This window comes from Lentzea flaviverrucosa, from assembly GCF_003350445.1.
GTDB lineage: Bacteria > Actinomycetota > Actinomycetes > Mycobacteriales > Pseudonocardiaceae > Lentzea > Lentzea californiensis.
On record NZ_QQAU01000003.1, the window covers coordinates 42,826 to 68,287 of the forward strand.

General features: G+C 70.2%; 12 protein-coding genes. 6 read left to right on the forward strand and 6 right to left on the reverse strand.

The window, feature by feature from the left end:
- Positions 1-50: 50 nt before the first annotated feature.
- Positions 51-1,376, forward strand: a complete 1,326-nt coding sequence (locus tag DFR72_RS10440) for a hypothetical protein (protein ID WP_090063012.1) — start codon at positions 51-53, stop codon at positions 1,374-1,376.
- A 52-nt stretch (positions 1,377-1,428) separates the two neighbouring features.
- Here the strand turns inward: DFR72_RS10440 and DFR72_RS10445 are convergent, their stop codons facing one another.
- The 4 genes from DFR72_RS10445 to DFR72_RS10460 all read right to left on the reverse strand — a co-directional run bounded on the left by DFR72_RS10445 (position 1,429) and on the right by DFR72_RS10460 (position 5,194).
- Positions 1,429-3,993 (reverse strand): ABC transporter substrate-binding protein, encoded by a 2,565-nt coding sequence (locus tag DFR72_RS10445; RefSeq protein ID WP_090063011.1) that lies wholly within the window; start codon positions 3,991-3,993, stop codon positions 1,429-1,431.
- A 143-nt stretch (positions 3,994-4,136) separates the two neighbouring features.
- Entirely contained in the window at positions 4,137-4,490 is a 354-nt protein-coding gene (locus tag DFR72_RS10450) for a hypothetical protein (RefSeq protein WP_090063010.1), read from the reverse strand.
- Entirely contained in the window at positions 4,490-4,993 is a 504-nt protein-coding gene (locus DFR72_RS10455) for a SigE family RNA polymerase sigma factor (RefSeq protein WP_090063008.1), read from the reverse strand. Before DFR72_RS10455 ends, DFR72_RS10450 begins: the two co-directional genes overlap by 1 nt.
- A 9-nt stretch (positions 4,994-5,002) precedes the next feature.
- Positions 5,003-5,194, reverse strand: coding sequence for a hypothetical protein (locus DFR72_RS10460; protein WP_143086583.1), 192 nt, complete (start codon positions 5,192-5,194; stop codon positions 5,003-5,005).
- 263 nt (positions 5,195-5,457) lie between these two features.
- Here DFR72_RS10460 and DFR72_RS10465 point away from each other — a divergent pair, with 263 nt between their 5' ends.
- The 4 genes from DFR72_RS10465 to DFR72_RS10480 all read left to right on the forward strand — a co-directional run bounded on the left by DFR72_RS10465 (position 5,458) and on the right by DFR72_RS10480 (position 10,640).
- On the forward strand, positions 5,458-7,671 hold the full coding sequence (locus DFR72_RS10465; RefSeq protein WP_256237739.1) for a glycoside hydrolase domain-containing protein: 2,214 nt from the start codon (positions 5,458-5,460) through the stop codon (positions 7,669-7,671).
- Positions 7,668-8,945: a glycosyltransferase gene (locus DFR72_RS10470; RefSeq protein ID WP_090063004.1), complete on the forward strand. Its 1,278-nt coding sequence runs from the start codon at positions 7,668-7,670 to the stop codon at positions 8,943-8,945. Before DFR72_RS10465 ends, DFR72_RS10470 begins: the two co-directional genes overlap by 4 nt.
- 272 nt (positions 8,946-9,217) lie before the next feature.
- On the forward strand, positions 9,218-9,817 hold the full coding sequence (locus tag DFR72_RS10475) for a hypothetical protein (RefSeq protein ID WP_090063002.1): 600 nt from the start codon (positions 9,218-9,220) through the stop codon (positions 9,815-9,817).
- A gap of 40 nt (positions 9,818-9,857) precedes the next feature.
- Entirely contained in the window at positions 9,858-10,640 is a 783-nt protein-coding gene (locus DFR72_RS10480) for a carbon-nitrogen hydrolase family protein (RefSeq protein ID WP_090063000.1), read from the forward strand.
- Between the two features lie 50 nt (positions 10,641-10,690).
- On the opposite strand, the gene DFR72_RS10485 is transcribed toward DFR72_RS10480, so the two are convergent.
- Together DFR72_RS10485 and DFR72_RS10490 are read right to left on the reverse strand one after the other, a co-directional pair.
- Positions 10,691-12,361 (reverse strand): flavin monoamine oxidase family protein, encoded by a 1,671-nt coding sequence (locus DFR72_RS10485; RefSeq protein WP_090062999.1) that lies wholly within the window; start codon positions 12,359-12,361, stop codon positions 10,691-10,693.
- 78 nt (positions 12,362-12,439) lie between these two features.
- Positions 12,440-13,366, reverse strand: coding sequence for an ACP S-malonyltransferase (locus tag DFR72_RS10490; protein WP_090062998.1), 927 nt, complete (start codon positions 13,364-13,366; stop codon positions 12,440-12,442).
- A 373-nt stretch (positions 13,367-13,739) separates the two neighbouring features.
- On the opposite strand from DFR72_RS10490, the gene DFR72_RS45435 reads away from it, so the two are divergent.
- Positions 13,740-25,433 carry a type I polyketide synthase gene (locus DFR72_RS45435; protein ID WP_090062996.1) on the forward strand — a complete coding sequence of 3,898 codons (11,694 nt, stop codon included), beginning with the start codon at positions 13,740-13,742 and terminating at the stop codon, positions 25,431-25,433.
- Positions 25,434-25,462: the final 29 nt, after the last annotated feature.

The window sequence follows — 25,462 nt, forward strand, 5'->3', positions numbered from 1 at the left end:
CTGCAAGACGGTGTCCTCGCGGGCTGAGCGCTGGCGTTAGCCTCACGCGGATGGGTGACGCGTGGGGTGAGTTCCGCCGAAAGGTGTTCGGCGAGCCGTACTTGGTGTGGCACGAAGGCGCCGATGTCGGCGCGCTGATCGCCGAGCACGAGCGCGAGCCTGTGCGAGCGGAGCGGATGTTGCGTGCCGGTGTCGGCGAGCACGATCATGTCGCGGTCGAGTCGCTGGGCGCTTTGGCCCGGCTTGGCCGTGCACCGTCCGACACGGCCGCGTTGCTGCGATCCGCTCTCCCCTCAGCCCGCGGGGTGTTCCGCGTGCGCACCGCGCAGGTGCTGTACGAGCTGATCGGCACCGACGAATACGTGTCCGAGGTGGCCGCGGTGCTCGAAGGCTTCGGGCACTGGGGTGAACGGATCGACGCGGCCATGGCGCTCCGGCTGCTGCCGATCACCCCTCGCTCGCTGGCCGCACTGCACCGCGGGACGTTCGACCAGGAGTACCTGGTGCGCCACCACAGCGCGAACGGCCTGCTCGCGCTGGCCGGGCAGAAGTTCGAGATCTCGGATGACAGCCGGTTCGCACAGGTCAGTGGCAGGGACCCGGCGGCGTGGCACGTCGTGGCGGATGAGTTGCTCGGCGCATTCGCCACGCGGAGTGCCGGGGTTCACGGCGACCGGGCGAGCTTCGCCGTCGAGCTGGGTCCCGCCGACTACGCCGCGCCTCATCACAGGGCCGCGCGGGTGTACCTGGCGGGCACCCGGCTGCCCGGTGCGGACCGGTCGCACGTGCCGATGCTGCGCAACATCGGCGTGTACACCACCCATCCCGACCGGCCGCCCCATTACCCGAACCTGCGCGCCACACTGGAACACCTGGGCTTCGCCGACCTGCCCGAGTCGGTCACGCTCGACGAGGACGCGACCGCGGCCACTTTGGACTCCGTGACCAGGGCGCTCGACTTCGACATCGACGTTTCCCGTTGGCGCGCAACCGACCTCCTGATCGGAGACAGGTCACGCATCGCGCTCGAGATCGGCCCGGCCGACCCGGACGGGTCACAACTGCGCACCTGCACGCTGTGGCTGGACGGTGCCATCGCCACACCGTTCGACAACACGGCCTACGTGCCGCAGTTCACGAACTCGCTCCGGGTGAGCGCCGCCCGCTACCGAGCAGGGCAGTGGGCAGATTTCGCGCATTGGGGCCCCACCACCGACGACCTCGCCGCGGAGATGCACCCGGACGGCACCCTCCAGTACCTGCTGCTGTCACGGCTCGAAGGCGTAGGTGACCGCGAAGGGGCGGTACGGCTCCGTGTCGACGAGATCGTAGCCGTCCTGGAGAAGGCCGCCGATGTGCTGACAGCCGAGGAGTGAGCGAAGTTCGGCTTCTGACCCGGATCCACGAACAGGGATGCACGGCGGTCGCTCAGCCGAAGATGGCCACGAAGGCGGTCACGACGACGACGAGGTAGACCGGGTAGGCGATGCGCGCCGCCCTGGCGAGGGTGTGCTCCGCGCTGTCGCGGTTCGTCGTGACGAGACGTTTGCGCAGCATGGCGATCAGCACGCAGGTGGCGGCCAGCAGGATGAACGCGTAGTAGCCCCATTCCAGAGCCACGATGTAGCTGATCTTCGGTAGCTGGGCGGTCACGTTGTTGAGCAGGACGGCGGTGCTCAGGATCGCGGTGACCCCCATCGACACCGGTGGGCCGCCGTCGGAGGGCTTGAAGAACAGGGACAGGTACGTAACGCAGATCAGCAGCACCAGCGGAAGCAGGTTCTTGACCAGGAACGGCAGGGTGTCCCGGTCGAGGGCGATCTCGGCCGCGTACTGGCTGTAGTAGATGCCGTTGGCGGCGCCCGCGGCCTGGCCGTCGCCCAGCGCGTCGCTGCTGCCGACGGTCTGCCGGAAGAAGCGCACCGACGAGGCGAGCCAGTTCGGGACCTGGTTGATGTCGGCGTCGGCGTCGGCACCACTGCGCAGGTAGTCGCGCGGGTCCTGGTCGAGGATCTCCTTGTCGGTCACGTAGGACACCTGGTCCGCGGTGCGCGTCCTGTTCTGCAGCAGGACGGTGAGCTGTTGGTGGTCGAACGGGAAGTCGTGGAACTGCAGGCCGGTCTTGAAGCGGTCGGCCACCCGGTAGAGGCGGTAGGTCTGCCCGTTCTCGGTCACGTTGCGCAGCGGCTCTCCGAGCTTGAGGTCCGGCTTGACCGCGTTGACGAACTGCACGTCGGCCGCCGCGTTGTCGCCGGCGTACTTCAGCCACACGAAGAAGTCGACGAAGTACGTGCCGTCGGTGGTGTCGAGGTCGCGGATCTCGTTGATGTTGATCCCGGTCGCCACCACCTGCCTGAGGCTGAGGTACCGGTTCTTGACCGCGATGACCCGTCCCTGCGCCAGATCGGCTTTCACCGCGTCGTCGCTGAGCGGGTCGTAGATCGTGAACTGCGTGGGCGCCGAGACGAACCTCGAGCCGTCACTGGTCACCACCGACACCGGCATCTGCGCCGACCCGCTGGCGTTGAAGTACAACGGTCCCAGCAAGGCGGCGAAGGAGTTCTTGCGGTCCTTCAACGACGCCCACGAGTCACGCACCCGCCGGCGGTCCTCCGCCCGGTTCGCCTCGTCGAAGCCGAGCCCGCCCGCCTTCATCGCGTGCAACCCCACGTTCACGGCCTGGCGGGCCATCGCGGCCTGCCACAACGGACGTTCGTGGTACCGCTGGGCGTAGTCGTCCGCCCAGACCTGCGCGGGACCGGACAGCGAGTCCTGGGCCAGTGGCGTGCCCATGAACAGGTTGCCGGTGAGCGACCCCGGCCGGGCCTTCGCCTTCTCCCGCTCCACCAGGGCCGCGTGGAACGCCTGCGAGCTCAGCGCCGAGGTGCCGAGAACGGGTGCCGTGACGCCGGCGGACCGGAGTCCGTCGATCACGTCGAGGCCGTTCTTCTCCTTCAGGGCAAGCACAACGGGTGCGCCACCGGCGCGCGCCTTCACCTCCGCGACGGCGGCCTCGACCGACTCCTCCCTGCTCTCCGCCGCGGCGGAGATCGCCACAGCGGCGGTCACCCTGCCGAACTCGCTGAAGGACTCCACAAAGGTCTCGTGACCCGACCGGCCGTCCTCGTCGTCTTCGTAGACCACGGCCGCGGTCTTCGAGCCGAGCACACGCGAGACGTACGCGGACAGGAAATCGCTCTGCGTGCGGTTGCCGAACATGCTGCGGAAGTACCAGTCGCTGCCGTCGGTGATCCGGGGCGAACTGGCGGAGGGGGTGATGGCCGGGATCTTGGCCCGCTGGTAGATCGGAGCCGCCGCGAGTGCGGTGTCGCTGCTGCTGTGCCCCACGACGTACAGCACCTGGTTCTCGCGAACGATCTGCTCCGCGATGGCGACGGCCTTGTCGACCCTGTCCGCGTCGTCGTAGACGAGCAGCTCCACCGGATGCCCGTGCACACCGCCCGCGGCGTTGACGGTGTCGAGGTGCATGCGCACGGCACGTTCCATGTGCGCCGACGCCACCGCGTTGTCCCCGGTCATCCCGGCCACCAGTGCGACGTGGACAGGATCGCCCTGCCTGTCTCCCGATGCCGTCCACACGCCCAACGACGAGAGCAGGACCATCGCCGCGGCCCCCGCGGCGATCCACGACAACCGGTGCCTTCCGGTGGTCCGGCCGGTGACCTCTGCCGCTGGAGGCGGCGGATCGACCAGGTCGGAGACCTCGGCAGGGGGTGTCGGAGACGCGGCGCGCAGCGCCTTGCGCGCACGGCCGGTCGCCGGGTCTGCCTTGAGCGCGTACGCCCGGTTCAGGCAGAACAGCCGCTCGCCGTCGTCCTCGACCACTTCGGCGAGCCAGCGCCAGGCGGGCTCGTACTGGTCGTTCTTCGCCAAAGCGGCACCCAGCAACGCACGGGCGCGGCCCCGGTCGGAGTGACGCGACTCGATCGCCTGCCGCGTGAGGGTGACCGCGGTCTCGGGCGTTTCAGGCACGGACAGGACCTCCGGATCTCAGTTGATCCGACGGTATTTGGGTCCGAATTTCCCGATAGATGAACCCCCATCCCCCGAACAGGGGAACGACAGGTCGACGACGAGCACCACGCGGTCAGGAGCGGGCACCGCACCCCTGATCGTCACGGTGCCGGAGGCGGCATTCCCGTAGTGGTGGTGACCGGGACGCCGGGCGTGGTGCGGTGCGGTGCGGGTGTCCCGTCGGGAGTGGTGAGCACGCCGTCGGTCGTCGAGGTCGGCGCCTGCAGGGACGGGCCGGGGTCCACCGGTGTGCTGGGTGTGACGGGCAGGAAAGCCAGTGCCAGCACCAGGATCCCCGCCGTCGCGGCGACGCTGCCCGCCACCGCGGCGGTGCGACGGCGTGACCGTCTCGCCCGGCTGCGCCGGATCAGGTCGGCGGCGGAGCCGGACCCTGGCGGCGCGGTCTGCGACCGCAGTGCGGAGAAGATCGCTCTCAATTCGTCTTCGTGCACCATCAGGCCTCCAGTCTCGACCGGCTGAACCCAGGGCCGAGCTTGCGCCGCAACGTCACCAGCCCCTTGCTGCTCTGCGACTTGACGGTGCCGGTCGAACAACCGAGTGCGGTGGCGACGTCCTCCACGCTCATGTCGTTCCAGTAGCGCAGCACCAGCACGGCACGCTGGCGCGCGGGCAGTGTGGACAACGCCTGCCACACCACGAGACCGTCCTCGGCGCCGGGCGTGTCGAAGACTTCCTCGGGTGGTGCGTCGGTCAGCTCCTCCCTGCGCCAGCGCAGGCGTCTGCGCTCGGCGAGGAAGGTGCGGACGACGACCTGCCGCAGGTACGCCTCGATCCCGCTGCGGTCGGCCAGCTTCGGCCCGGCCTGGTAGAGCTTCATGAACGCCGACTGCATCACGTCCTCCGCCTCGTGCCAGTTGCCGCACAACAGGTAGGCGGTGAACCGCATCGAGTCCGAACACCGGTCGAAGAGTTCGGCGAACTCGGTTTCCCAGCTCAGCGTCGTCCCCTATCCGATGGGCCGTGACGGTGAGGACGGCGCGGGCGACGGCGTCCGCTGCCACGTCATGTCGTCCGTGCGGACCACTGTGGGACGCTGCTCCGGAGCTCGTTCGGTGTCACGGAGCGCGAGCACCGCAGTCGCGATGACCACGAGCGCGAGCAGCACCACCGCCACCGCGATCACCTGGCCCACTCGCACCGCGACTCTCCTCGAGGATCAGTGGCGCCCGGCAGACGCCCTCACCCCTATCCATGCGGTGGGAGACCGGTTTGGTTGCCCGCGTGTTCCCGATCGCGCTTCGGACGGCTCGTCCTCTGTGGACCGAGGCCGTGGCGATGATCCGGGCGGATCGCCCTCGCGGATCGGGTCGAAGCCACCGTCGCAATGTTCACGTCGCTGAAACCAACGGGGTGCCCGCCCGCACGTAGGGTCCCGTCATCCTCGACGAGATCGATCCATTCATCGGAACGGCTGCCACCTCATTGCCTGCGGCGCAAGGGCTGGCGGCCACTTGGTGGTGGCCGAAAGCACAGGTCGGCAACACCCACCCCGGCGCGACGTCCCCGCTCGGCATGGTGTCCGCCTGCGCCTACTCCGGTGCCTATCCGACCGGGTACGGCCTCTACACGAAGAACACCGAGGGGCAGCCGGAGGAGATGTTCGACCGGCTGCAGGCGTCCGGTTTCACCCACTTCCAGCAGTCCGGCACCGGCGCGATACGCAAGTACTACAACTACGTGCGGGTGACGCCGATGGTGCAGCCGCTGGACGTCCTCGGCGAGGCCTGGCCGCTGCACGACGAGGCCGCTGAGGCCGGGTACTACGCGGCAACCCTCGACACCGGCATTCGGTGTGAGATCACTGTCGGCGCGAAGGTCGCCGTCCACCGGTACACCTTTCCCGAGCATCGCAGCGCACGGATCGTCGTCGACCTGTCCTGCGGTGGGCTGGGCATCGACCTCGGCCGCACCGTGCCGCTGAGGGCGCACGTGGAAAGCCTCGGCAACGGCCGCGCCCAGGGAACGGTGGTCGTCGAGGGCGTGCCGCTGTCGGTGTACATCAGGGTCGACAGTCCGGGCTGGCGGCAGATGCTCTGGCACGACCGCCGGCTGATCGAGGGTGGTACGCGGCTCGACTTCGACCGCATCAGGCAGACCACGCTGCGCCCGTTCGGGATGCTCTACATGGGTCCCACCGCCGCCGGGCAGAGCGTCGAGATCCAGATCGGGTTCTCCCTGCGCGGCTGTGAACAGGCCAGGGAGAACCTGCACCGCGAATGCGGTGACGGGGCGCCGGCGTTCGACGACGTCCGCGCGCGGACCCAGGACCGGTGGCGCGACCACGTGGGGCGGGTGGAGGTCGAGGGCGGGTCGCCCGCCAGGCGGCAGGTGTTCGCGACTGCGATGTACCACTCGCTGATCAAGCCGTGCTTCGCCGACGACGAGAGCCCGTTCTGGCCGTCCTCCGGGCCTTTCGTGTTCGACATCTGCACGATGTGGGACATCTACAAGACCCAGCTGCCGTTGCTCATCGCCCTCTGCCCGGAGCGGGCGGTCGATCTGCTGGAGTCGCTGATCCGGGTCTGCGAGGAGGAAGGCAACTTCCCCATCGGATACCGGATGGCCCGCGGCGCGGACAGGTTCTTCCGGCAAGCGAGCGCGCTGGTCCACACCGCGCTGGCCGACGTGCACGCCCTCGGCCTCGGCGACCTGGACTGGACCTGGGCGCTGGTGCACATGTACGACGACCTGCGCCGGATGTACGGCGAGGACTTCTACGAGCACGGCGTCGTGCACCCGATCTCGCACACGCTCGACCTCGCCTACGCCTGCCACTGCACCTCCGGCGTCGCCAGGGCCCTGAACGACGTCCAGCTCGCCGACGACCTCGACGCGCGCAGCCGCCTGTGGTCCAACGCGTTCGACCCCGACACCGGCCTGCTGCTCGACTCGTCGTTCTACGAGGGCGGCAAGTGGAACTACTCGTTCCGGTTGCTGCACGACATGGCGGCGAGAATCGCGATGGTCGGCGGGAACGAGGCGTTCGTCAGCACGCTCGACGCGTTCTTCGGCTACGGAGCCCCGCGTGTGGCGCAGCCCGGCAAGCGGCCAGGCTCGGCGGAGATGGCGGCCGGTTACCTGCTGAACCGGTTCGAGGGGCTGAACAACGAGCCGGACATGGAAGCACCGTGGTCCTACCACTACGCGGGCCGGCCCGACCGCACGGCCGAGATCGTGCACGCGGCACTGACCTGGCAGTTCGGCACCGGTCCCGGCGGCCTGCCGGGCAACGACGACTCGGGCGGGCTGAGTTCCTGGTACGTGTGGGCCTCGCTCGGCCTGTTCCCGGTCGCCGGGCAGAACCTGTTCCTCGTCAACGCGCCCGCCTTCAGCCGCGCCACCCTGCACCTCGGGGACCGCGACTTCGTCATCGAGACGCGTGGACACCGCGAGACGTCCATCAGTTCCGACGGGCTGGACGAGCACCCGCCGCCGCAGTACGTGCAGTCCGCCCGGCTGAACGGCACACCACTGGACGCGGCGCACCTGCGCGCGTCCGACGTCCACGCCGGCGGCCGGCTGCTGCTCGAACTCGGCCCGCACCCCTCGGAGTGGGGCCGCGAGATCCTGCCGCCATCAGCGTCCGACCCGTTCGGAAAGAGGGCTCGCCCATGAGCAGGCCGAACCGCCGTCTCGTCATCGTGGTCCGGGCCGACCCGGTCATCTGCGGTCACTCCGGAGAAGCCCGCAACCTTGCCGAGGTCGCGCTCACCCGCGGCTTCGACGACGTCCGGCTGCTGACCTGGCCGATACCCGTGCTGCAGGCGGCTGGCCTGCCGCTCAAGCCGCTGGACCGGATCCTGCCCTACAGCGAGGGCATCACCGTGGAGCGGCCCGAGCCGGTCGGCGACTACCGGGTACCCGATGGCCGGTACCTGGCCGGGCTGACCGGACGCCTGGTCGAACTGCTCGCCGAGCCGGTCCGGACCACCTGCGTGTCGATGTACCTCGCTCCCCACGACGCCGTGGTGCGCGACGCCGTCGACGCGGCACGCGCGGCCGGCTACGCACCCGACGTCCACACCATCGCGAAGGCGGTCGGATCGGACGTCACCAACGTGATCCGCTCGTGCCTGCACGAGCGGCGGTTCGGGGCCGCCGTGGTCCTGTTCACCCGGTTCCTCGCCAACGACCAGGTGATCGCCGTGTCGGAGTACACCAGGCAGGAGATCATCGCCTGCGCGGAGGCCGTCGACGCGCACTGCGGCACCCGGTTCGCCCGCCAGTGCGTGCGCCGGATATCGGTCAGCTACCCGCCGATCGACACCTCGGCGTACCTCGACCTCGATCCGGCGCTCGTGGAGGCCGCCCTGCGGCGCCGCGGCCTGGAACGCGACGGGTACGTGTTGTTCCTGTCCCGGGTGACGCGGGCCAAAGGCGTCTACGACCTGGTGGACGCGTTCGCCCGGTGCCAGGCGCGGTCACGGCTGAAGCTCGTGGTCGCCGGCAAAGGCCCCGAACTGGAGCACCTCCAGGCGATCACCCGGCACGACGACCGGATCCTCTTCCTCACCGACGTGGAGGACGAGGAGAAGCCGCTGCTGATGAACGGCTGCGCCGTGTACGCGCTGCCGACCAAGCCCGAACCGGACTTCGTCGAGACCTTCGGCATCGCGCTGACCGAGAACATGCTCGCGGGCGGCGGGCCGGTGATCACGACCACCACCGGCGGGGTCGGCGAGGCGGTGGGCGGCACGGCCATCCTCGTCGAGGCCGGGAACCCCAGCCACATCGCCGCCGCGATCGACCGGGTGGTGCTCCACATGTCAGCCGAGGAACGAAAGCTCATGGCGGACCGGGCACGCGAGCACGCCCTGTCCTTCGACCGCGTCCGGGTGTTCGACGGCCTCTTCGCCACGGCCGGTCAGGCTGTCGTCCTGACGGGATGAACCCGCGCGCCGATGGCGGCCCGATAGCGGATTGTTGGCGGGGGAGAGTGGAATTGTGTGATCGGAGTTACACCGCACTGAACTCACTTGAAGGAGCTGCTGTCCGGAGTTCACCCATGAGAGGAGAATGGCATGGACGAGTACGACAGTCTCGCCGACGAGGACGGTCACATTCGCGGTTACGACTAGAGAAAACCGCGTCACGAGCGTCGCTGGGCGGTGGAAGAACAGAACGATAACGGAACAATAGATCGCACTGCCAGCATCCGGGCATGACGGAGATCCTCGGGTACGTGCGCGAGAACTTCATCCTCGCGCTGATCATCGGATGTGAGATCGGGTTCTGGTTCTTCCTGCTCGCCGGCCTGGTCGCGCGCTATCCGCTGCGGAGTCGCCGGGTCGGCGCCGCATTGCTCCTCTGCACACCGCTCGTGGACGTGGTGCTGCTCATCGCCACCGTGTTCGACCTGCGTTCGGGCGGTGAGGCGACGTGGCCGCACGTGGCGGCCGCCATTTATCTCGGCCTCACCCTCGGATTCGGGCACAGCATCATGCGGTGGACCGACCAGCGCTTCCACCACCGTTTCGCCGGCGGTCCACCGCCCGTTCTGCCGCCGAAGTACGGTCGCGCCAAGGTGCGTTACGAGTGGGCGCAGTTCGGCAAGTTCGCACTCGCGTGGCTCATCTCGATGGTCATCATGGCCGCGTTGGTCCTCTTCGTCAGCACACCCGCGCAGACCGAGCTGATGTGGAAGGTCGCCATGCCGGTGATGACGGGCACCGGCGCGGCCTGGTTCGTCTTCGGCCCTCTCCTGACCACGATCCGCCCGCCGCGTCCGCGCCGCGGCGCCCAGCAGACGTACATCGGCTGATCGCCGATCCGACGTGTGGCCGTGTGGGAGGAAGTTCGCAATGAGAATCGCCTGTTGGCAGGCCTCGACGCACCCGTCCGACGTGGCGGGTGCTCTCGCTCGTCTGCGGGTGCGCGCGAGGGAGGCAGCGGAGGCCGGCGCGCGGTTGCTGGTCACGCCGGAGATGTCGCTGTCCGGCTACAACCTCGGCGGCCGGAAGCTGCGTGAGCTCGCCGAGCCGGAGAGCGGGCCGATGTGCGGCGAGGTCGCGCGGATCGCCGCCGAGTGCGGTGTCGCGATCGTGCACGGCTGGCCCGAACTGGCCGGGGAACGCGTCTACAACTCCGTGCGCGTGGTCGGTGCCGACGGAACGGGTCTGGCCACCTACCGCAAGACGCACCTGTTCGGCGACATCGACCGGTCGAGCTTCAGCGCCGGGGACACGGGCGTTGTGCAGGCCGTCGTCGACGGCACGACCGTCGGCTTGATCATCTGTTACGACGTGGAGTTCCCGGAACTGGTTCGCGCACACGCGGTGCACGGCACCGAGCTCCTGGTGGTGCCGACCGCCCTGATGGTCCCGTGGCACTTCGTCGCCGAGACGGTGGTGCCGGCCCGCGCCTTCGAGAGCCAGTTGTTCATCGCCTACACCAACTGGACCGGCGGGGAACGTCACCTGAAGTACTGCGGTCTCACCAGGGTGGCGGGACCGGACGGCCGGGTCGTCGCGATCGACGCCGAGATCTCGGACGGGCTTCTGGTGACCGATCTGGACCTGTCGCTGATCGCCGGGGTCCGCGCGGAGACCCCGTACCTCACCGACAGGCGTCCGGAGCTGTACTGAGGCTGTCCCAGGTCCTGGTCACGCCGTCGGGCCACGACCTGGGACGCGTCTCAGATGACGACCGGCGCCAGCTCGTCGAAGAGGTCACCGGGCCCGGGGTTGTCCGGGTGGGTCGCACCGCCGAGATGACGCATCACGCCCCAGACCGCGTTCAACGCCGTTTCCACGGCGTTCTCCGCGAACCCTCCCAGCCACGAGATGTCGTCACCCGCCATGAGGAAACCGCGGTGCTTCGCGTCGAACCCGTCCTGCATGAAGTTGGTGAACAACGCGCGCTGGTACCGGTACTGCCCGGGGAGGCTGGACTTGAAGGCGCCCATGAAGTTCGGCTCGGTCTCCCAGGTGACCGAGACCGGCGGCGCGACGATGTGCGAACGGATGTCGACGTCCGGGTAGATCTGGGCGAGCGACGCCAGGACCACCTCCAGCCTCTCCTCGGCGGTGAGGGTGGCGACCTTCAGGGAGTCGTCGTTCCACGTGTACGACAGGCACATCACGCCGGGTTCGTCAGGCCCGTCGTCGAACAGGTAGACGCCGCGCGGCAGCCGGTCGGTCAGCGTCATCCCCATGACGTCGCGACCGGTCTTCTCGTCGCGGTCGCGCCAGAACGGGCGGTCGGTCAGCACGAAGAGCTTCGACGAGCCCATGTAGTGGGTGCGTTCCACGGCGGTCCACAGATCGGACGGCAGCAGGTCGGGGTCGCACTGGATCCGGGACAGCAGGTTCCAGCTCTGAGCCGTGAAGACGGCCACCGGGTACTCGCGCACACCACCGGACACGTCCTCGATCAGGTATCCGGCGCCACCGCCGCCGCGGCTGATCCTGCACACCCCCGGCATCGGCTTCCCGTCGTGCAGTCGCGCGAGCGAGGTGCCGGCGGGCCAGTGCACGAGTTCTTCCGGCTCGTGACTCCACAATCCCGTCGGGACCTGCTGGCTGCCGCCGATGATGCGGTACTGCTTGTCACCGACCTCGGTGTAGACGACCCGCAGAACGTCCAGCACGGAATTGGTGAAGTCGGTGTCCCACCCGCCGCACCCGAAGCCCACCTGGCCGAAGATCTCCCGTTGTTCGAAGGACGAGAACGCCGCCGTGGAGGTCAGGAAGCCGTAGAACGACTGGTTCTCCAGTTCGCGGACCGTGCGGTTCCACAGGGCTTTGATCACGGAGATGTCGCGGCGCTCCATCGCGCCCATCATGACCGGCAGGTCGGCCTTCTCGTGCAGCGCCTTGGACCACGCGTCGGAGACTTGCTGGAACGTCAGGGGGAGGTCCTCGGGCCCGCGCGCCCAGTGCGTTTCCCCTCGCAGGTTGATGACGGTGCTGGGAGTGGCGTCGGCCAGCGGGTTGGGGAAAGGAACTGCTTTCAGGCCCAGTTTGTTCACGTAGTGGAACAGCGTGGCCGACGGCGAGAACCGCATCGACCCCAGTTCCGCCCTCGGTTCCGGGTGTCCCTCGAACCCGACGGTGCGCATCCGCCCGCCGAGTTCCTCGATCTCGTACACGACCGGTCGCAGTCCGAGCTTCATGAGTTCGTAGGCGGTCACCATGCCCGAGATCCCGCCGCCGATGACGGCCACCTCGGTGCCGTGCCGCTCCACCGGCACGGCACCGAGTCCCGCCCGGTGGTTCAGCCATTCTTCGTAGACGAAGGGAAAATCTGGGGACAAACCCGCGGTCGGTGCCGGCTCGTCATCTGTGATAGTCGACGTGAATCCCATTTTGCAACCTCGATGATTCGTCGGATCTCAGCGGTGTGACGGAACTGCGGTCAGTGGTGAGCGCGCCGGAGACGAGGCTTATTTGGAAGGACGGCGGGACTTCAAAGCGTCCTTCGGGCCGGCCGCCACCACTTCGAAGTTCTTCCTCAGGAGCCCCAGTCGATGAATGAGGAAGTCCGGGCCCGCCACGCAGATCCGCGTGAAGCCCTCGTTCACCAGCCGGTCGTGGACGTGCCCCCAGTGCACCGGGTTGACGGTGGACGCCTCGAGCATCGCGCCGACCTCGGCTCCCGCGCTGACCAGCGAGCCGTCCTGGTCCGAGATGATCGGCATCGTCGTCGTGGTGAACGAGAACTTCCCGAACACCTCTTCGCGCATCCGGGCGCGCAAGGGCGCCAGAACGCGGGCATGCGCGGCGGGGCGCATCGTGGTCAGGGAGTAGCCGCCGCGGTCGCTGATCTTCCGCTTGAACTCCGCGAGGTGCTCCTCGTGCATCGTCACGAGGTGAACGCTGTCGTCGAAGTAACCGGAGATCTCGTGCCACTCGTCGTTCTCCGACATGGTGGCGAGAACCTCGTCCAGCCGTTCCTGCGGCGTGCGCACGACCAGCTGGCTGACCAGGTCCCGATGTTCCTCCCGGAAGTAGTCCAGCTCGCACCGCGCCAGTTCGGCGGTGAGCCTGACGACCTCCGCGAACGGCATGGCTCCCGAATAGGCGACCGCGGCGCGCTCGCCGAAGCTGGATCCGACGCACATGTCCGGACGGAAGCCCAATGACTTCTCCATCCAGTCGGCCATCGCGACGGAGTTGACCAGGAACCCGATCTGCTGTGCCGCGTTGTACTCGTCGGGACCGGTTCGCAGCTCGTCGAGCAGCGAACACCCGAGAGCGGCGTTCGCTTCGGCCAGCCTCCGCCGGGCGAACGGACTGACCGTCATGAACCTGCCGACGTCGTCGAACTTCGACGGACCCATTCCCGGGAACACGACTGCTGTGCGGCTCATGGCGACGCCTCCAAAGACATCTGGAACTGCCTGGCCTCGGCCTGCGCCGCAGTGGCGAGAAGCTGGATTTCGTGGCCAAGGGGAAATAGGAATGGATCCTATGTTCGGGCGGACGTGCCGAGTAATGGAGCGTTTCCGCATCTCGGTCATCGCCAAGTAATCGTTCGCGCCCGCGGTGTGCGCGCTGCGCCGATCCGTCCGGGTGGATGGGGAGTTCTTCGCCGGTGGCCGGCGGGTGGAATCTCCACATCCCGCAGGCAATCGACCTGTGATTACGTTACTGCAGTTCTGCGTCCCGATGTGTCCGGCGGGATCGCCTTGCATTGTTGTTCGCCATCACTGACGTCCCACGGAGTAGTTGGGGAGTGCGCACTTGAGCGAGTTCGAAGACCTCCGTCCTGCCACCGGCGAGGTGGTGGACCGGGGAAACGAGCTGCCCGCGGGAAACTCGGGCGAGGCGGCACACGCATTGCGCGATCTCGTCATGCGGGTGACCGCGGAGGTTCTCGCCGACATGGTGCCCGGCGCGCCACCGGTGGGCAGCGGCACCCGGTCGTTCCTCGACCTGGGGTTCGACTCGCTGGCGTCGGTCGAGCTGCACGCGCGTCTCGTCGCGGCCACCGGCCTCGAACTGCCCGTGACCGTCGTCTACGACCACCCCAGCCCGATGGCGCTGGCCACGCGCCTGGGAGCGGGTGACGACCAGCAGTTCGGGTCCGTGTCCGCGTTCCCGCTCGTCGAGCACGACGACGACGTGGCGATCGTGGGTGTCGGCTGCCGGTTCCCAGGGCGGGTCGACTCGCCGGAGGCGTTGTGGCGCCTGGTCGACGAGGGCGTCGACGCCGTGGCCGGCTTCCCCTCCGACCGCGGCTGGGACGTCGAGGGCATCTACGACGAGGACGCGGGCAAGGCGGGCAAGACCTACAGCCGGCACGGCGGGTTCCTGGACGCGGCGGGGGAGTTCGACGCCGAGTTCTTCGGGATCTCCCCGCGTGAGGCGACCGCCATGGATCCCCAGCAGCGCCTGGTGCTCGAGGTCTCCTGGGAGGCGCTGGAACGCGCGGGTGTGGACCCCACCTCGTTGCGCGGCAGCCGTTCCGGTGTGTTCATCGGCGTGGAACCCCAGGAGTACGGCCCGCGACTGGCGGACGCTCCGGAAGGGTCCGAAGGGCATCTGCTGACCGGTAACGCGACGAGTGTGGTGTCCGGTCGCATCGCGTACGTCCTCGGCCTCGAAGGTCCCGCCCTCAGCGTGGACACCGCCTGCTCGGGTTCCCTCGTCGCACTGCACCTCGCCGCGAACTCGCTGAAGTCCGGTGAGTGCGACCTCGCGCTGGCCGGTGGCGTGGCGGTCATGGCCACCCCCGGCAACTTCGTCGCCTTCTCCCGTCAGCGAGGGCTCTCACCCGACGGACGGTGCAAGTCCTTCGACGAGTCCGCCGACGGCACCGGCTGGGGCGAGGGCGTCGGAGTCCTCGCCCTGGAACGACTTTCCGACGCCAGGCGCAACGGCCACCCGGTGCTCGCGGTCGTGCGTGCGTCGGCCATCAACCAGGACGGCGCCTCCAACGGCCTGACCGCGCCGAACGGTCTCGCGCAGCAGCGCGTGATCCACCAGGCGCTGGCCAACGCCGGGCTCGCCGCCGCCGACGTCGACGCCGTCGAGGCCCACGGCACCGGCACCCGCCTGGGAGACCCGGTGGAGGCGCAGGCGCTCCTCGCCACGTACGGCCGGGAACGCGAGGCGGACAAGCCCCTGTGGGTCGGTTCGATCAAGTCGAACATCGGCCACGCCCAGGCCGCCGCCGGTGCCGCCGGCGTGATCAAGATGATCATGGCGATGCGGCACGGCACCCTGCCGCGCTCGCTGCACCTCACCCGGCCGACGTCGCACGTGGACTGGTCGGCGGGCAACCTCTCCCTCCTCGGCGAAGCGCAGCCGTGGCCGGTGACCGGCCGCCCGCGCCGTGCCGGGATCTCGTCGTTCGGCATCTCCGGCACCAACGCCCACGTGATCGTCGAAGAACCCCCGGCGGTCGAGACCGAGCGGATCGACGACACTCCGGACCACATCGCGGTTCCGTGGGTGGTGTCGGGCAGGACGCAGGACGCCCTGCGCGCTCAGGCCGAACGGCTGAAGGCCTTCGTCGGCAACGATCCGGCGCTCAGCCCGGCCGACGTCGGCCTGTCCCTCGCCACCACCCGCGCCGCCCTCGACCACCGCGCCGCCGTCGTCGGCCGCGGCCGCGAGGAGCTGCTGGCGGGCCTCGACGCGGTGATCAACGGGACCACCCCGGCTCTCCGGGACGTCGCGGGCACCGGCCGCCTCGCGTTCCTGTTCTCGGGTCAGGGTTCCCAGCGCCGCGCGATGGGACTCGAGCTGTACGAGCGCAACGAGGTCTTCGCCCGTGCGATGGACGACGCGTGCGGCTACCTGGACATCCAGCTGGACACCCCGTTGCTGGAGGTGCTGTTCGCCGAGGAGGGCAGCGAGAACGCCGCCCTGATCGACCAGACCTCCTACGCCCAGCCCGCGCTGTTCGCGATCGAGGTCGCGCTGTACCGGCTGGTCGAGTCGCAGGGCCTCAAGCCCGACTACGTCAGCGGGCACTCCATCGGCGAGATCGCCGCGGCACACGTGGCGGGGGTTCTCTCCCTCGAAGACGCCGCGACCCTGGTGGCCGCGCGCGGGCGGCTGATGCAGGAGCTCGAGGTGCGCGGCGCGATGGTGTCGCTGCGCGCGACGGAAGAGGAAGCGCTGAGCCTGCTGGGCGGCCACGAGGACGCCGTGAGCATCGCGGCGATCAACGGACCGCGTTCGGTCGTGCTCTCCGGCGCCGAGGACGTCGTCCTGGCGATCGCCGACCGGTGGCAGGCCCAGGGCGGCAAGGCGAAGCGCCTGAACGTGAGCCACGCCTTCCACTCGCCGTTGATGCAGCCGATGCTGCAGGAGTTCCGCCAGCTGCTGGAGTTCCTCACCTTCTCCGCTCCGGCCATCCCGTTCGTCTCCACGGTCACGGGCCGCCTCGTGAGCCCGGAGGAAGTGTCCACACCGGACTACTGGGTGGCGCACGTCAGCGAGGCCGTGCGGTTCCACGACGCCGTGCGGGTCATCGAAGCGGCCGGCGTCACGACGTGTCTGGAACTGGGCCCCGACGGTGTGCTCTCCGCGATGGCCGCGGACTGCCTGACGGACGACGCCGACGTGCTGGTCCGGCCCCTGCTGCGCCGCGACCGCCCGGAGGAGGTCGAGGCGCTCAGCGCGGTGAGCCACGCCTTCGTGCGCGGCGCACGAGTCGACTGGCCCGCGGTGTTCCCCGCGTCCGCGACCACCGTCGAGCTGCCCACCTACGCCTTCCAGCGCGAGCACTTCTGGCTGGCCGGATCGGCCGCGGCCGACGCGGCCACGCTGGGTCTGGAGCCGTCCGACCACCCGTTGCTGGGCGCGACCGTCGCCCTGGCCGACGGCGAAGGTCACGTGCTCACCGGACGGCTGTCCCTGGCGACACACCCGTGGCTGGCCGACCACGTCGTCTTCGGCCGCGTTGTCGTGCCAGGCGCGGTGCTGCTGGACCTCGCGGTGCGGGCGGCCGAAGAAGCCGGGTGCGCCGCGGTCGAAGAGCTGACCCTGCAGGCACCCCTGGTGCTCGCGGAGTCCGAGTCCGTGCAGTTGCAGGTGCGGTCCAGCCCCGTCGACTCCGCCGGCAGGGCCGCGATCAGCGTGCACTCCCGGCTTCCGGGGTCCGGCGAGTGGGTCCTGCACGCGTCCGGTTCGCTGGCCGTGAAGCCGTCGGCACCGCACCAGTGGTCCACGACGTCGTGGCCGCCCGCCGGAGCGCGGGAGGTCGCGCTCGACGGCGTGTACGACGACCTGGCCGCCACCGGCCTGGCCTACGGCCCCGTCTTCCGCGGGCTGCACGGTGTGTGGGTCGCCGGGGACGAGGTGTTCGCCGAGGTCACCCTGCCCGAGTCGGCTGTGGTGGACGCGGCGGAGTTCGCCGTGCACCCCGCCCTGCTCGACGCCTCCCTGCACGCGATCGGGTTCGGCGGAGCCGGTGACGACGGAGGGCGTGCACGGCTGCCGTTCTCGTGGTCCGGCGTGTCGGTGCACGCGGTCGGCGCGACGTCGCTCCGCGTGAGGATCACCGTCAAGAGCGCCGACGAGGTCAGCCTGCACGCCGTCGACCCGGCCGGTGCGCCGGTCTTCACGGTCGACTCGCTCGTGTCCCGCGCGCCGTCCGCGGCCGCGCAGAGCACTGCCCCCAGTCTGTACACGGTGGACTGGGTGTCCGTGCCCACCGACAACTCACCGGCGTGGACGACCTGGGGTGCGGTGGACGCCGTCCCCGGCGTGCTGGCCCTGTTCGTCTCGCCGGAGAACGACGGTCCGACCGGCGTGCGTGAAGCCACCCGCACCGTGCTCACGGCCGTGCAGGACTTCCTCGCCGACACCCGGTACGCGGACTCCCGTCTCGTCGTGGTGACCACCGGCGCGGCCGGTCCGGACGTGACCAGTGTCGCCTCCTCGGCGGTGTGCGGCCTGGTCCGCGCGGCGCAGGCCGAACACCCCGGCCGGTTCGTGCTCCTCGACGGCCCGCTGGAGTTCGTCGGTGCCGCTGCCGGCAGTGGTGAAGCCCAGCTGGCCGTGCGTGAAGGCGTGCTGCTCGCACCCCGCGTTGTGCGCGCTCCGGCCGGCGCCGAGCGGGTCCTGCCCGCCGACGGGACCCTTCTGATCACCGGTGGCACCGGTGGCCTCGGCGCAGCGCTGGCCAAGCACCTGGTCTCGGCCCACGGGGTCACGAGCCTGGTCCTGACCAGCCGCCGTGGCGCAGAGTCTCCAGGAGCCGGCGAACTGAGCGCCGAACTCACCGAACTCGGCGCGCACGTCACGATCAGCGCGTGCGACGTCGCCGATCGCGCGGCCCTGGAATCCGTGCTCGGCGCCATCCCCGCGGATCGCCCGCTCATCGGCGTGGTGCACACCGCGGGCACGCTCGCCGACGGCGTCGTCACGTCGCTCGACGAGGAGAGCATCGAGGGAGTGCTCCGCCCGAAGGTCGACGGCGCCTGGCACCTGCACGAACTGACGAGCCACCTCGACCTGCGGTTGTTCGCGCTGTACTCGTCCACCTCCGGACTCTTCGAAGGTGCCGGGCAGGGCAACTACGCCGCAGCCAACAGCTTCCTCGACGCGCTGGCGTTGCACCGCCGCGTGAACGGCCTGCCCGCCCAGTCCCTCGTGTGGGGGCTGTGGGAGCTGGGCATGGGCAGCGGTCTGAGCCCGGCGGAAGCCGAGCGGGCGGCCAGGCAGGGCTTCCCGGCGCTGACAGAGAACGAAGGCCTCGCGCTGTTCGACGCGGCGTTGGCCTCCGACCTGCCGCTCGCCGTCACGGCACGGCTCGACCTCGCCGCTCTGGAGGCACGGTCCCGCGACTCGCTCCTCCCGCCTCTGTTCGACCGGCTGATCAGGACGAAGTCGCGGCGCGTCGCCGCCGCTGGGGCGCCGCAGGCCGGGACGAAGGCCGACCGGAAGGCGCTGCTCGGCATGGTGCGCGCCCAGGTCGCCGCCGTGCTGGGGCACGCCTCCGCGGAGCGCGTCGACCAGGACAAGGCCTTCACCGACCTGGGCTTCGACTCGCTGACCGCGATCGAGCTGCGCAACAACCTCAGCGCCGCCGCCGGCGTGCGGCTTCCGGCCACGGTGGTCTTCGACCACCCGACGCCCGCCGCGCTCGCGACGTTCCTGCACACCCAGCTCTCCGACGACGAGCCCGACGAGACCGCTCCGGTCCTCACGTCGGCCGCGACGGACGAGCCGATCGCGATCGTCGGCATGGCGTGCCGCTACCCGGGAGGTGTGGGCTCGCCCGAGGACCTGTGGAACGTCGTCGCGTCGGGCACGGACACCATCTCCGGCTTCCCGGTGAACCGCGGCTGGGACCTCGACACCCTGTTCCACCCCGACCCCGACCACCGGGGCACCTCCTACGCGACCGAGGGCGGGTTCCTGCACGAGGCGGACGCGTTCGACGCAGAGTTCTTCGGCATCTCCCCGCGCGAGGCGCTGGCGATGGACCCGCAGCAGCGCCTGCTGCTGGAGGTCGTGTGGGAGTCGCTCGAGAACACCGGTCTCGACCCCCTGTCGCTGAAGGGCAGCAGGACCGGCGTCTTCGCCGGGGTCATGTACTACGACTACGCCCACAGCCTGGGCGCTGTCCCCGAAGAGGTCGAGGGCTACATCGGCACCGGCACCTCGGCCAGCGTGCTGTCCGGCCGGGTGGCCTACACGCTCGGACTGGAGGGGCCGGCGGTCACCGTCGACACGGCCTGTTCGTCGTCGCTCGTCGCGATGCACCTCGCCTCCCAGGCGTTGCGCTCGGGGGAGTGCTCTCTTGCTCTCGCGGGTGGCGTCACGGTCATGGCGACCCCCGAGACCTTCGTGGACTTCTCGCGCCAGCGCGGCCTGGCCGCAGACGGGCGCAGCAAGTCCTTCGCGTCCGCCGCCGACGGCACCAGCTGGTCCGAGGGTGTGGGCGTGCTCGTGCTGGAACGGTTGTCGGACGCGCGGCGCAACGGTCACGAGGTGCTGGCTGTGGTGCGTGGCTCCGCCGTGAACCAGGACGGCGCGTCGAACGGCCTGACCGCGCCGAACGGTCCGTCGCAGCAGCGGGTGATCCGGCAGGCGCTGGCCAACGCGGGTCTGTCCACTTCGGACGTGGACGCGGTGGAGGCGCACGGCACCGGTACCCGGCTCGGTGACCCGATCGAGGCGCAGGCACTGCTCAACACGTATGGGCAGGACCGTGCCGGGCGACCGCCGCTGTGGCTGGGCTCGGTCAAGTCGAACTTCGGGCACACGCAGGCCGCCGCCGGCGCCGCGGGCGTGATCAAGATGGTCCTCGCCATGCGGAACGAGACGCTGCCCGCGACGTTGCACGTGGACGCTCCGACACCGCACGTCGAGTGGGACACCGGTGCGGTGTCGCTGCTGACCGAGCAGGTTGCCTGGCCCGCGACCGACCGGCCGCGGCGGGCGGCCGTCTCCTCCTTCGGCATCTCCGGCACCAACGCGCACGTGATCCTCGAGGCTCCGGACCAGGCGGACGTCCACGCCCGCGCGACGAGCGAGGACACCTCCGGCTCCCGGATCGCCTGGGTGCTGTCGGGCAGGACGCCGGAGGCGGTGCGGGAGCAGGCGCGGCGGCTGAGCGACTTCGCCGGTGCCGACGCGACCCTGTCCCCGGCGGACATCGGCTTCTCCCTGGTCACGGCTCGCGCCGGGCTGGAGGCACGGGCCGTCGTGACCGGAGCGGACCGCGAGGAACTGTTGTCAGCCCTGGACGTTCTCGCCGACGGCGGGGCCGGTACCGATGTGGTGGAAGGTTCTGTCCTCAGTGGACCTGTGGCGTTCCTGTTCGCCGGTCAGGGTTCGCAACGGCTCGGGATGGGCCGTGGGTTGTACGACGAGTTCCCGGTTTTCGCGTCGGCCTTCGACGAGGTGTGCGCGTTGCTGCCGGGCGTGCGCGAGGTGGTGTTCGGCGCTGACGCCGAGGCGGTGAACCGGACCGCGGTGGCGCAACCGGCGTTGTTCGCCGTCGAGGTGGCGCTGTTCCGGCTGGTGGAGTCGTGGGGTGTGCGGCCGGAGTTCCTGGTCGGGCACTCGATCGGCGAGATCGCGGCCGCGCACGTGGCCGGCGTGTTCTCACTGGGCGACGCGGCCCGGTTGGTCGCGGCCCGTGGACGCCTGATGCAGGAACTGCCGTCCGGCGGCGTGATGGTGGCCGTGCGGGCGAGTGAGGACGAGATCGGGGAGTTCCTGTCGGACGAGGTGTCGCTGGCCGCGGTCAACGGTGCCGGTTCGGTGGTGCTGTCCGGTGTGGAGGGTCCGGTTCTGGCCGTGGTCGAGGAACTCACCGCGCGGGGCCGGAAGTGCACGCGGTTGCCGGTGTCGCACGCGTTCCACTCGGTGCTCATGGAGCCGATGCTGGACGAGTTCCGCGCGGTGGCGGAGTCGATCGAGTACCGCGAACCGGTGGTTCCGATGGTGTCCACCGTGACCGGTGCCCTGGTCGGGCCGGGGGAGATCACGTCGGCGGAGTACTGGGTCCGGCACGCGCGGCAACCCGTGCGGTTCGCCGACGCGGTGGCCGTGTGCGCGGAGCTCGGGGTGACGCGGTTCGTCGAACTGGGCCCGGACAGCTCCTTGTCCGGACTGGGCGCGGAGAGCACGGAGGAGGAAAGCGTCTTCGTCCCGTTGCTGCGCAAGAAGCACGACGAGGTCAGGTCGTTCACCACTGCGCTCGCGCGGTTGCACGCACACGGCGTGCCCGTCGCCTGGGACGCCATGTTCCCCGGTGCCCGGCGGGTGCCGTTGCCGACGTACGCCTTCCAGCACGGGAGGTACTGGCTGAAGGCGCCCCGCACGCAGGCCGGCACGACCGGGCTGGGGCTCGCCCCCGCCGAGCACCCCCTGCTCGGTGCGGCCGTTGAGTTCGCGGAGGGGGACGGGTTCCTCTTCACCGGGTGCCTCTCCCGTTCGAGCCACGGCTGGCTGACCGACCACGTCGTGCTGGACCAGGTGATCGTCCCGGGCGCGTGCCTGGTCGAACTGGCGGTTCGCGCGGCGGACGAGGTCCGCTGCGGCACCGTGGAGGAGCTGACCCTCCAGACCCCGCTGGTGCTGCCGGAGTCGGGGGCGGTGGACATCCGGGTGCAGGTCGGTCCCGCCGCCGCGGACGACCGCCGGTCCATCAGCGTGCATTCGCGCCCGGCGAGCTCGCTCACCGGAGATCCGTGGACGCGGCACGCCGTGGGCTCCCTGGTGCCCGCCGCGCCCGTGCCGGACTTCGACCTCCGGGAGTGGCCACCGGCCGGAGCCGAGCCGGTGGCGGTCACCGGCCGGTACGAGGAACTCGCGAGCACCGGGCTTTCCTACGGTCCCGCGTTCCAGGGCCTGACCGCGGCCTGGCGGCTGGGTGACGACGTCTTCGCCGAGGTCACGATCCCGGACGACACGAGCCACCCGGACTTCGGGCTGCACCCGGCACTGCTGGACGCCTCGCTGCACGCGATCGGCCTGGCCGAGGACACGCCGTTGTCGCTGCCGTTCGTGTGGAACGGCGTCACCCTGCACGCGTCCGGTGCCGGCGCGCTGCGGGTCAGGCTGCGCGAGGAGAGCGGTGACACCTGGTCGATCCGGGTGGCGGACAGCGCCGGTGAGCCGGTGATGACCGTGGAGTCCCTGGTGCTGAAGGAGATCTCCGCCGAAGGGCTGCAGCCGCAACGGCAGAACGACTGGTCGTTGCGCGTGGAGTGGGCGCCGGCGGTGCTCGGCGACGCCGTCGAGTGGACGGACTACGAGGCGATCGGCGGCCGGGCTCCCGCGCACGTCGTCCTGCACGTGCCGGTGGACCACGACGAGGACGTGCCCGAGGCGGCGCGCAGGTTGTCCCACCGGACGCTGGACGTCCTCCAGCGCTGGGTGGCGGACGACCGGTTCGCCGGCTCGCAGCTCGTCGTGGCGACGGAAGGCGCGGTCGCTGTCGACTCCACGGTGGACAACCCGGCGACCGCGGTCGTCTGGGGCCTCGTCCGCACCGCGCAGCAGGAGTACCCCGGCCGTTTCCTGCTCGTCGACGCCGAACCCGGCGCGGCGATCGGGCACGAGCTGATGGGCAGGCTGATCGGGTCGGGGGAACAACAGCTGGCGGTGCGCGGCGACCAGGTCTTCGCGCCCCGGATCGTGCCCGCGGCCAAGGACCGGCTGTCACCCCCGGCGGGAACGGACGCGTGGCGGCTGGGGATGTCGGGCAAGGGCACGCTCGACCACCTGGTCCTGACGCCCAACCCCGCCGTGCTGGAGCCGATCGCGCCGGGTGACGTGCGCATCGGCGTCCGTGCCGCCGGGCTGAACTTCCGCGACGTGCTGACCGTGCTCGACATGTACCCGGGAGACGCCGGGACGATCGGCAACGAGGCCGCCGGCGTGGTGCTCGAAGTCGGCTCGGAGGTGACCGACCTGCGTCCGGGCGACCGGGTGATGGGACTGGTGATCGGCGGGATCGGACCCGTCGCCGACGCCGACCGCCGGCTGGTCACCCGCATGCCGCGGGGGTGGACGTTCGAACAGGCCTCCGCGGTGCCGCTGGTGTTCCTGACGGCGTACTACGGCCTCCTCGACCTCGGCCGGCTCGAGAAGGGCCAGTCGGTCCTGATCCACGCCGCCGCGGGCGGGGTCGGCATGGCCGCGACCCAGATCGCGCACCACCTCGGCGCGGAGGTCTTCGCCACCGCGAGCACCGGCAAACAGGACGTCCTGCGCGAGGCCGGGCTGGACGACCTGCACATCGCGTCGTCGCGTGACCTCGACTTCGAGGACGTGTTCTGCGCGGCGACCGTCGGACGCGGTGTCGACGTCGTGCTCAACGCGCTGTCGGGCGACTTCGTGGACGCGTCGCTGCGACTGGTCACCCACGGCGGCCACTTCGTGGAGATGGGCAAGACCGACGTCCGCGACCCCGCCGAGGTGGGCGAGCGGCACCGTCACGTCACCTACCGGGCGTTCGACCTGATCGACGCCGGACCGGACCGGATCGCCGAGATCTGGGCGGAGCTGGACGCGCTGTTCGAACGCGGGGAGCTCACCCCGTTGCCCACCCGGACCTGGAACGTCTTCCAGGCGCAGGACGCGTTCCGGTTCATCAGCCAGGCCAAGCACGTCGGCAAGGTGGCGCTCACCCTGCCCAGGCCGATGGACTCCGACGGTACGGTCCTGGTCACCGGCGGCACCGGTGCGCTCGGCAGCGCGGTCGCACGGCATCTCGTCGTGGAGCACGGCATCCGCCACCTCCTGCTGATCAGCCGGCGTGGAGCGGAAGCACCCGGCGCCGAGCGGCTGCGTGCCGAACTGGCCGGGCTCGGAGCCACCGCGACCATTGCCGCCTGCGACACCGCCGACCGGGAGGCGCTGGCCGGCGTGCTGGACGGCATCCCGCGGGACCGGCCGCTGACCGCTGTGGTGCACACCGCCGGTGTGCTCGACGACGGACTGCTCGGATCGCTCACGCCCGCGCGACTGGACGCGGTGCAGCGCGCGAAGGTGGACGCGGTCTGGCACCTGCACGACCTCACCCGGCACCTCGACCTGGCGCGGTTCGTCCTGTTCTCCTCGATCAGCAGCATCACCGGCACCGAGGGACAGGCCAACTACGCCGCGGCCAACGCCTTCGTCAACGCCGTCGCCGAGCACCGTCGCGGCAGCGGCCACGTCGGCCAGGCCCACGCGTGGGGGCTGTGGGAGGACGGCATGGGAGCCGCCCTGACCCAGGCCGACCTGGACGCGATGAACCAGGAGGGCTTCGGCGCACTGGCCACGGCCGAGGGCATGGCCCTGTTCGACGACGCGCTCCGCGCGGACGAGCCCCTCGCCGTCCCGGTGAAGCTCGACCGCGCCGCACTGCGCAAGTTCGCCAAGCACAACGAGATCAACCAGATCTGGCACGACCTCGGCCGGGCCGCACCCCGCCGGGTCACCGAGGCGGCCCAGTCGTCCTCGTTGGCGGAACGACTCGCCTCCCTGACCGAGACGGAGCAGAACGCCCTGCTGCTCGACCTCGTCCGCGGTCACGCCGCCGCAGTCCTCGGCCACAGCGACGTGGCGGCGCTGGAGACGACCAAGCCGTTCACGGACATCGGCCTCGACTCGCTGACGGCGGTCGAGCTGCGCAACCGGCTCAACGCCGCCGCGGAGGTCAGGCTCTCCGCGACGGCCGTCTTCGACCACTCCACGACGGTCGCGCTCGCGGCTCACCTGAAGCAGCTGCTGGCTCCGCAGGGAGCCGCCAAGGTGTCCGCGGCCGCCGTGCTCGCGGAGCTGGACCGCCTGGAGACGAGCCTGCTCGCGGTCGGTGGCGACGGCCACCTGACGATCGTGCTGCGACTCGAGGAACTGCTCTCGACGTTCTCGGCGACGGCGGCCGGGCCGGGTGACGCCGCGGACGGCGACCTGGTGGACGCGTCGGCCGACGAGCTCGTCGACTTCCTGGAACGAGAGTTCGGCCTGTCCTGAGGCGAGCCACTAGCACCCCCTGTCCTGGT

What these genes read in the sequence shown, in the direction of transcription:
- DFR72_RS10450 (WP_090063010.1), bottom strand. Translation starts at nt 4,490, where the DNA reads ATGGTGCACGAAGACGAATTGAGAGCGATCTTCTCCGCACTGCGGTCG.
- DFR72_RS10480 (WP_090063000.1), top strand. Translation starts at nt 9,858, where the DNA reads ATGAGAATCGCCTGTTGGCAGGCCTCGACGCACCCGTCCGACGTGGCG.
- DFR72_RS10470 (WP_090063004.1), top strand. Translation starts at nt 7,668, where the DNA reads ATGAGCAGGCCGAACCGCCGTCTCGTCATCGTGGTCCGGGCCGACCCG.
- DFR72_RS10440 (WP_090063012.1), top strand. Translation starts at nt 51, where the DNA reads ATGGGTGACGCGTGGGGTGAGTTCCGCCGAAAGGTGTTCGGCGAGCCG.
- DFR72_RS10485 (WP_090062999.1), bottom strand. Translation starts at nt 12,361, where the DNA reads ATGGGATTCACGTCGACTATCACAGATGACGAGCCGGCACCGACCGCG.
- DFR72_RS10475 (WP_090063002.1), top strand. Translation starts at nt 9,218, where the DNA reads ATGACGGAGATCCTCGGGTACGTGCGCGAGAACTTCATCCTCGCGCTG.
- DFR72_RS10490 (WP_090062998.1), bottom strand. Translation starts at nt 13,366, where the DNA reads ATGAGCCGCACAGCAGTCGTGTTCCCGGGAATGGGTCCGTCGAAGTTC.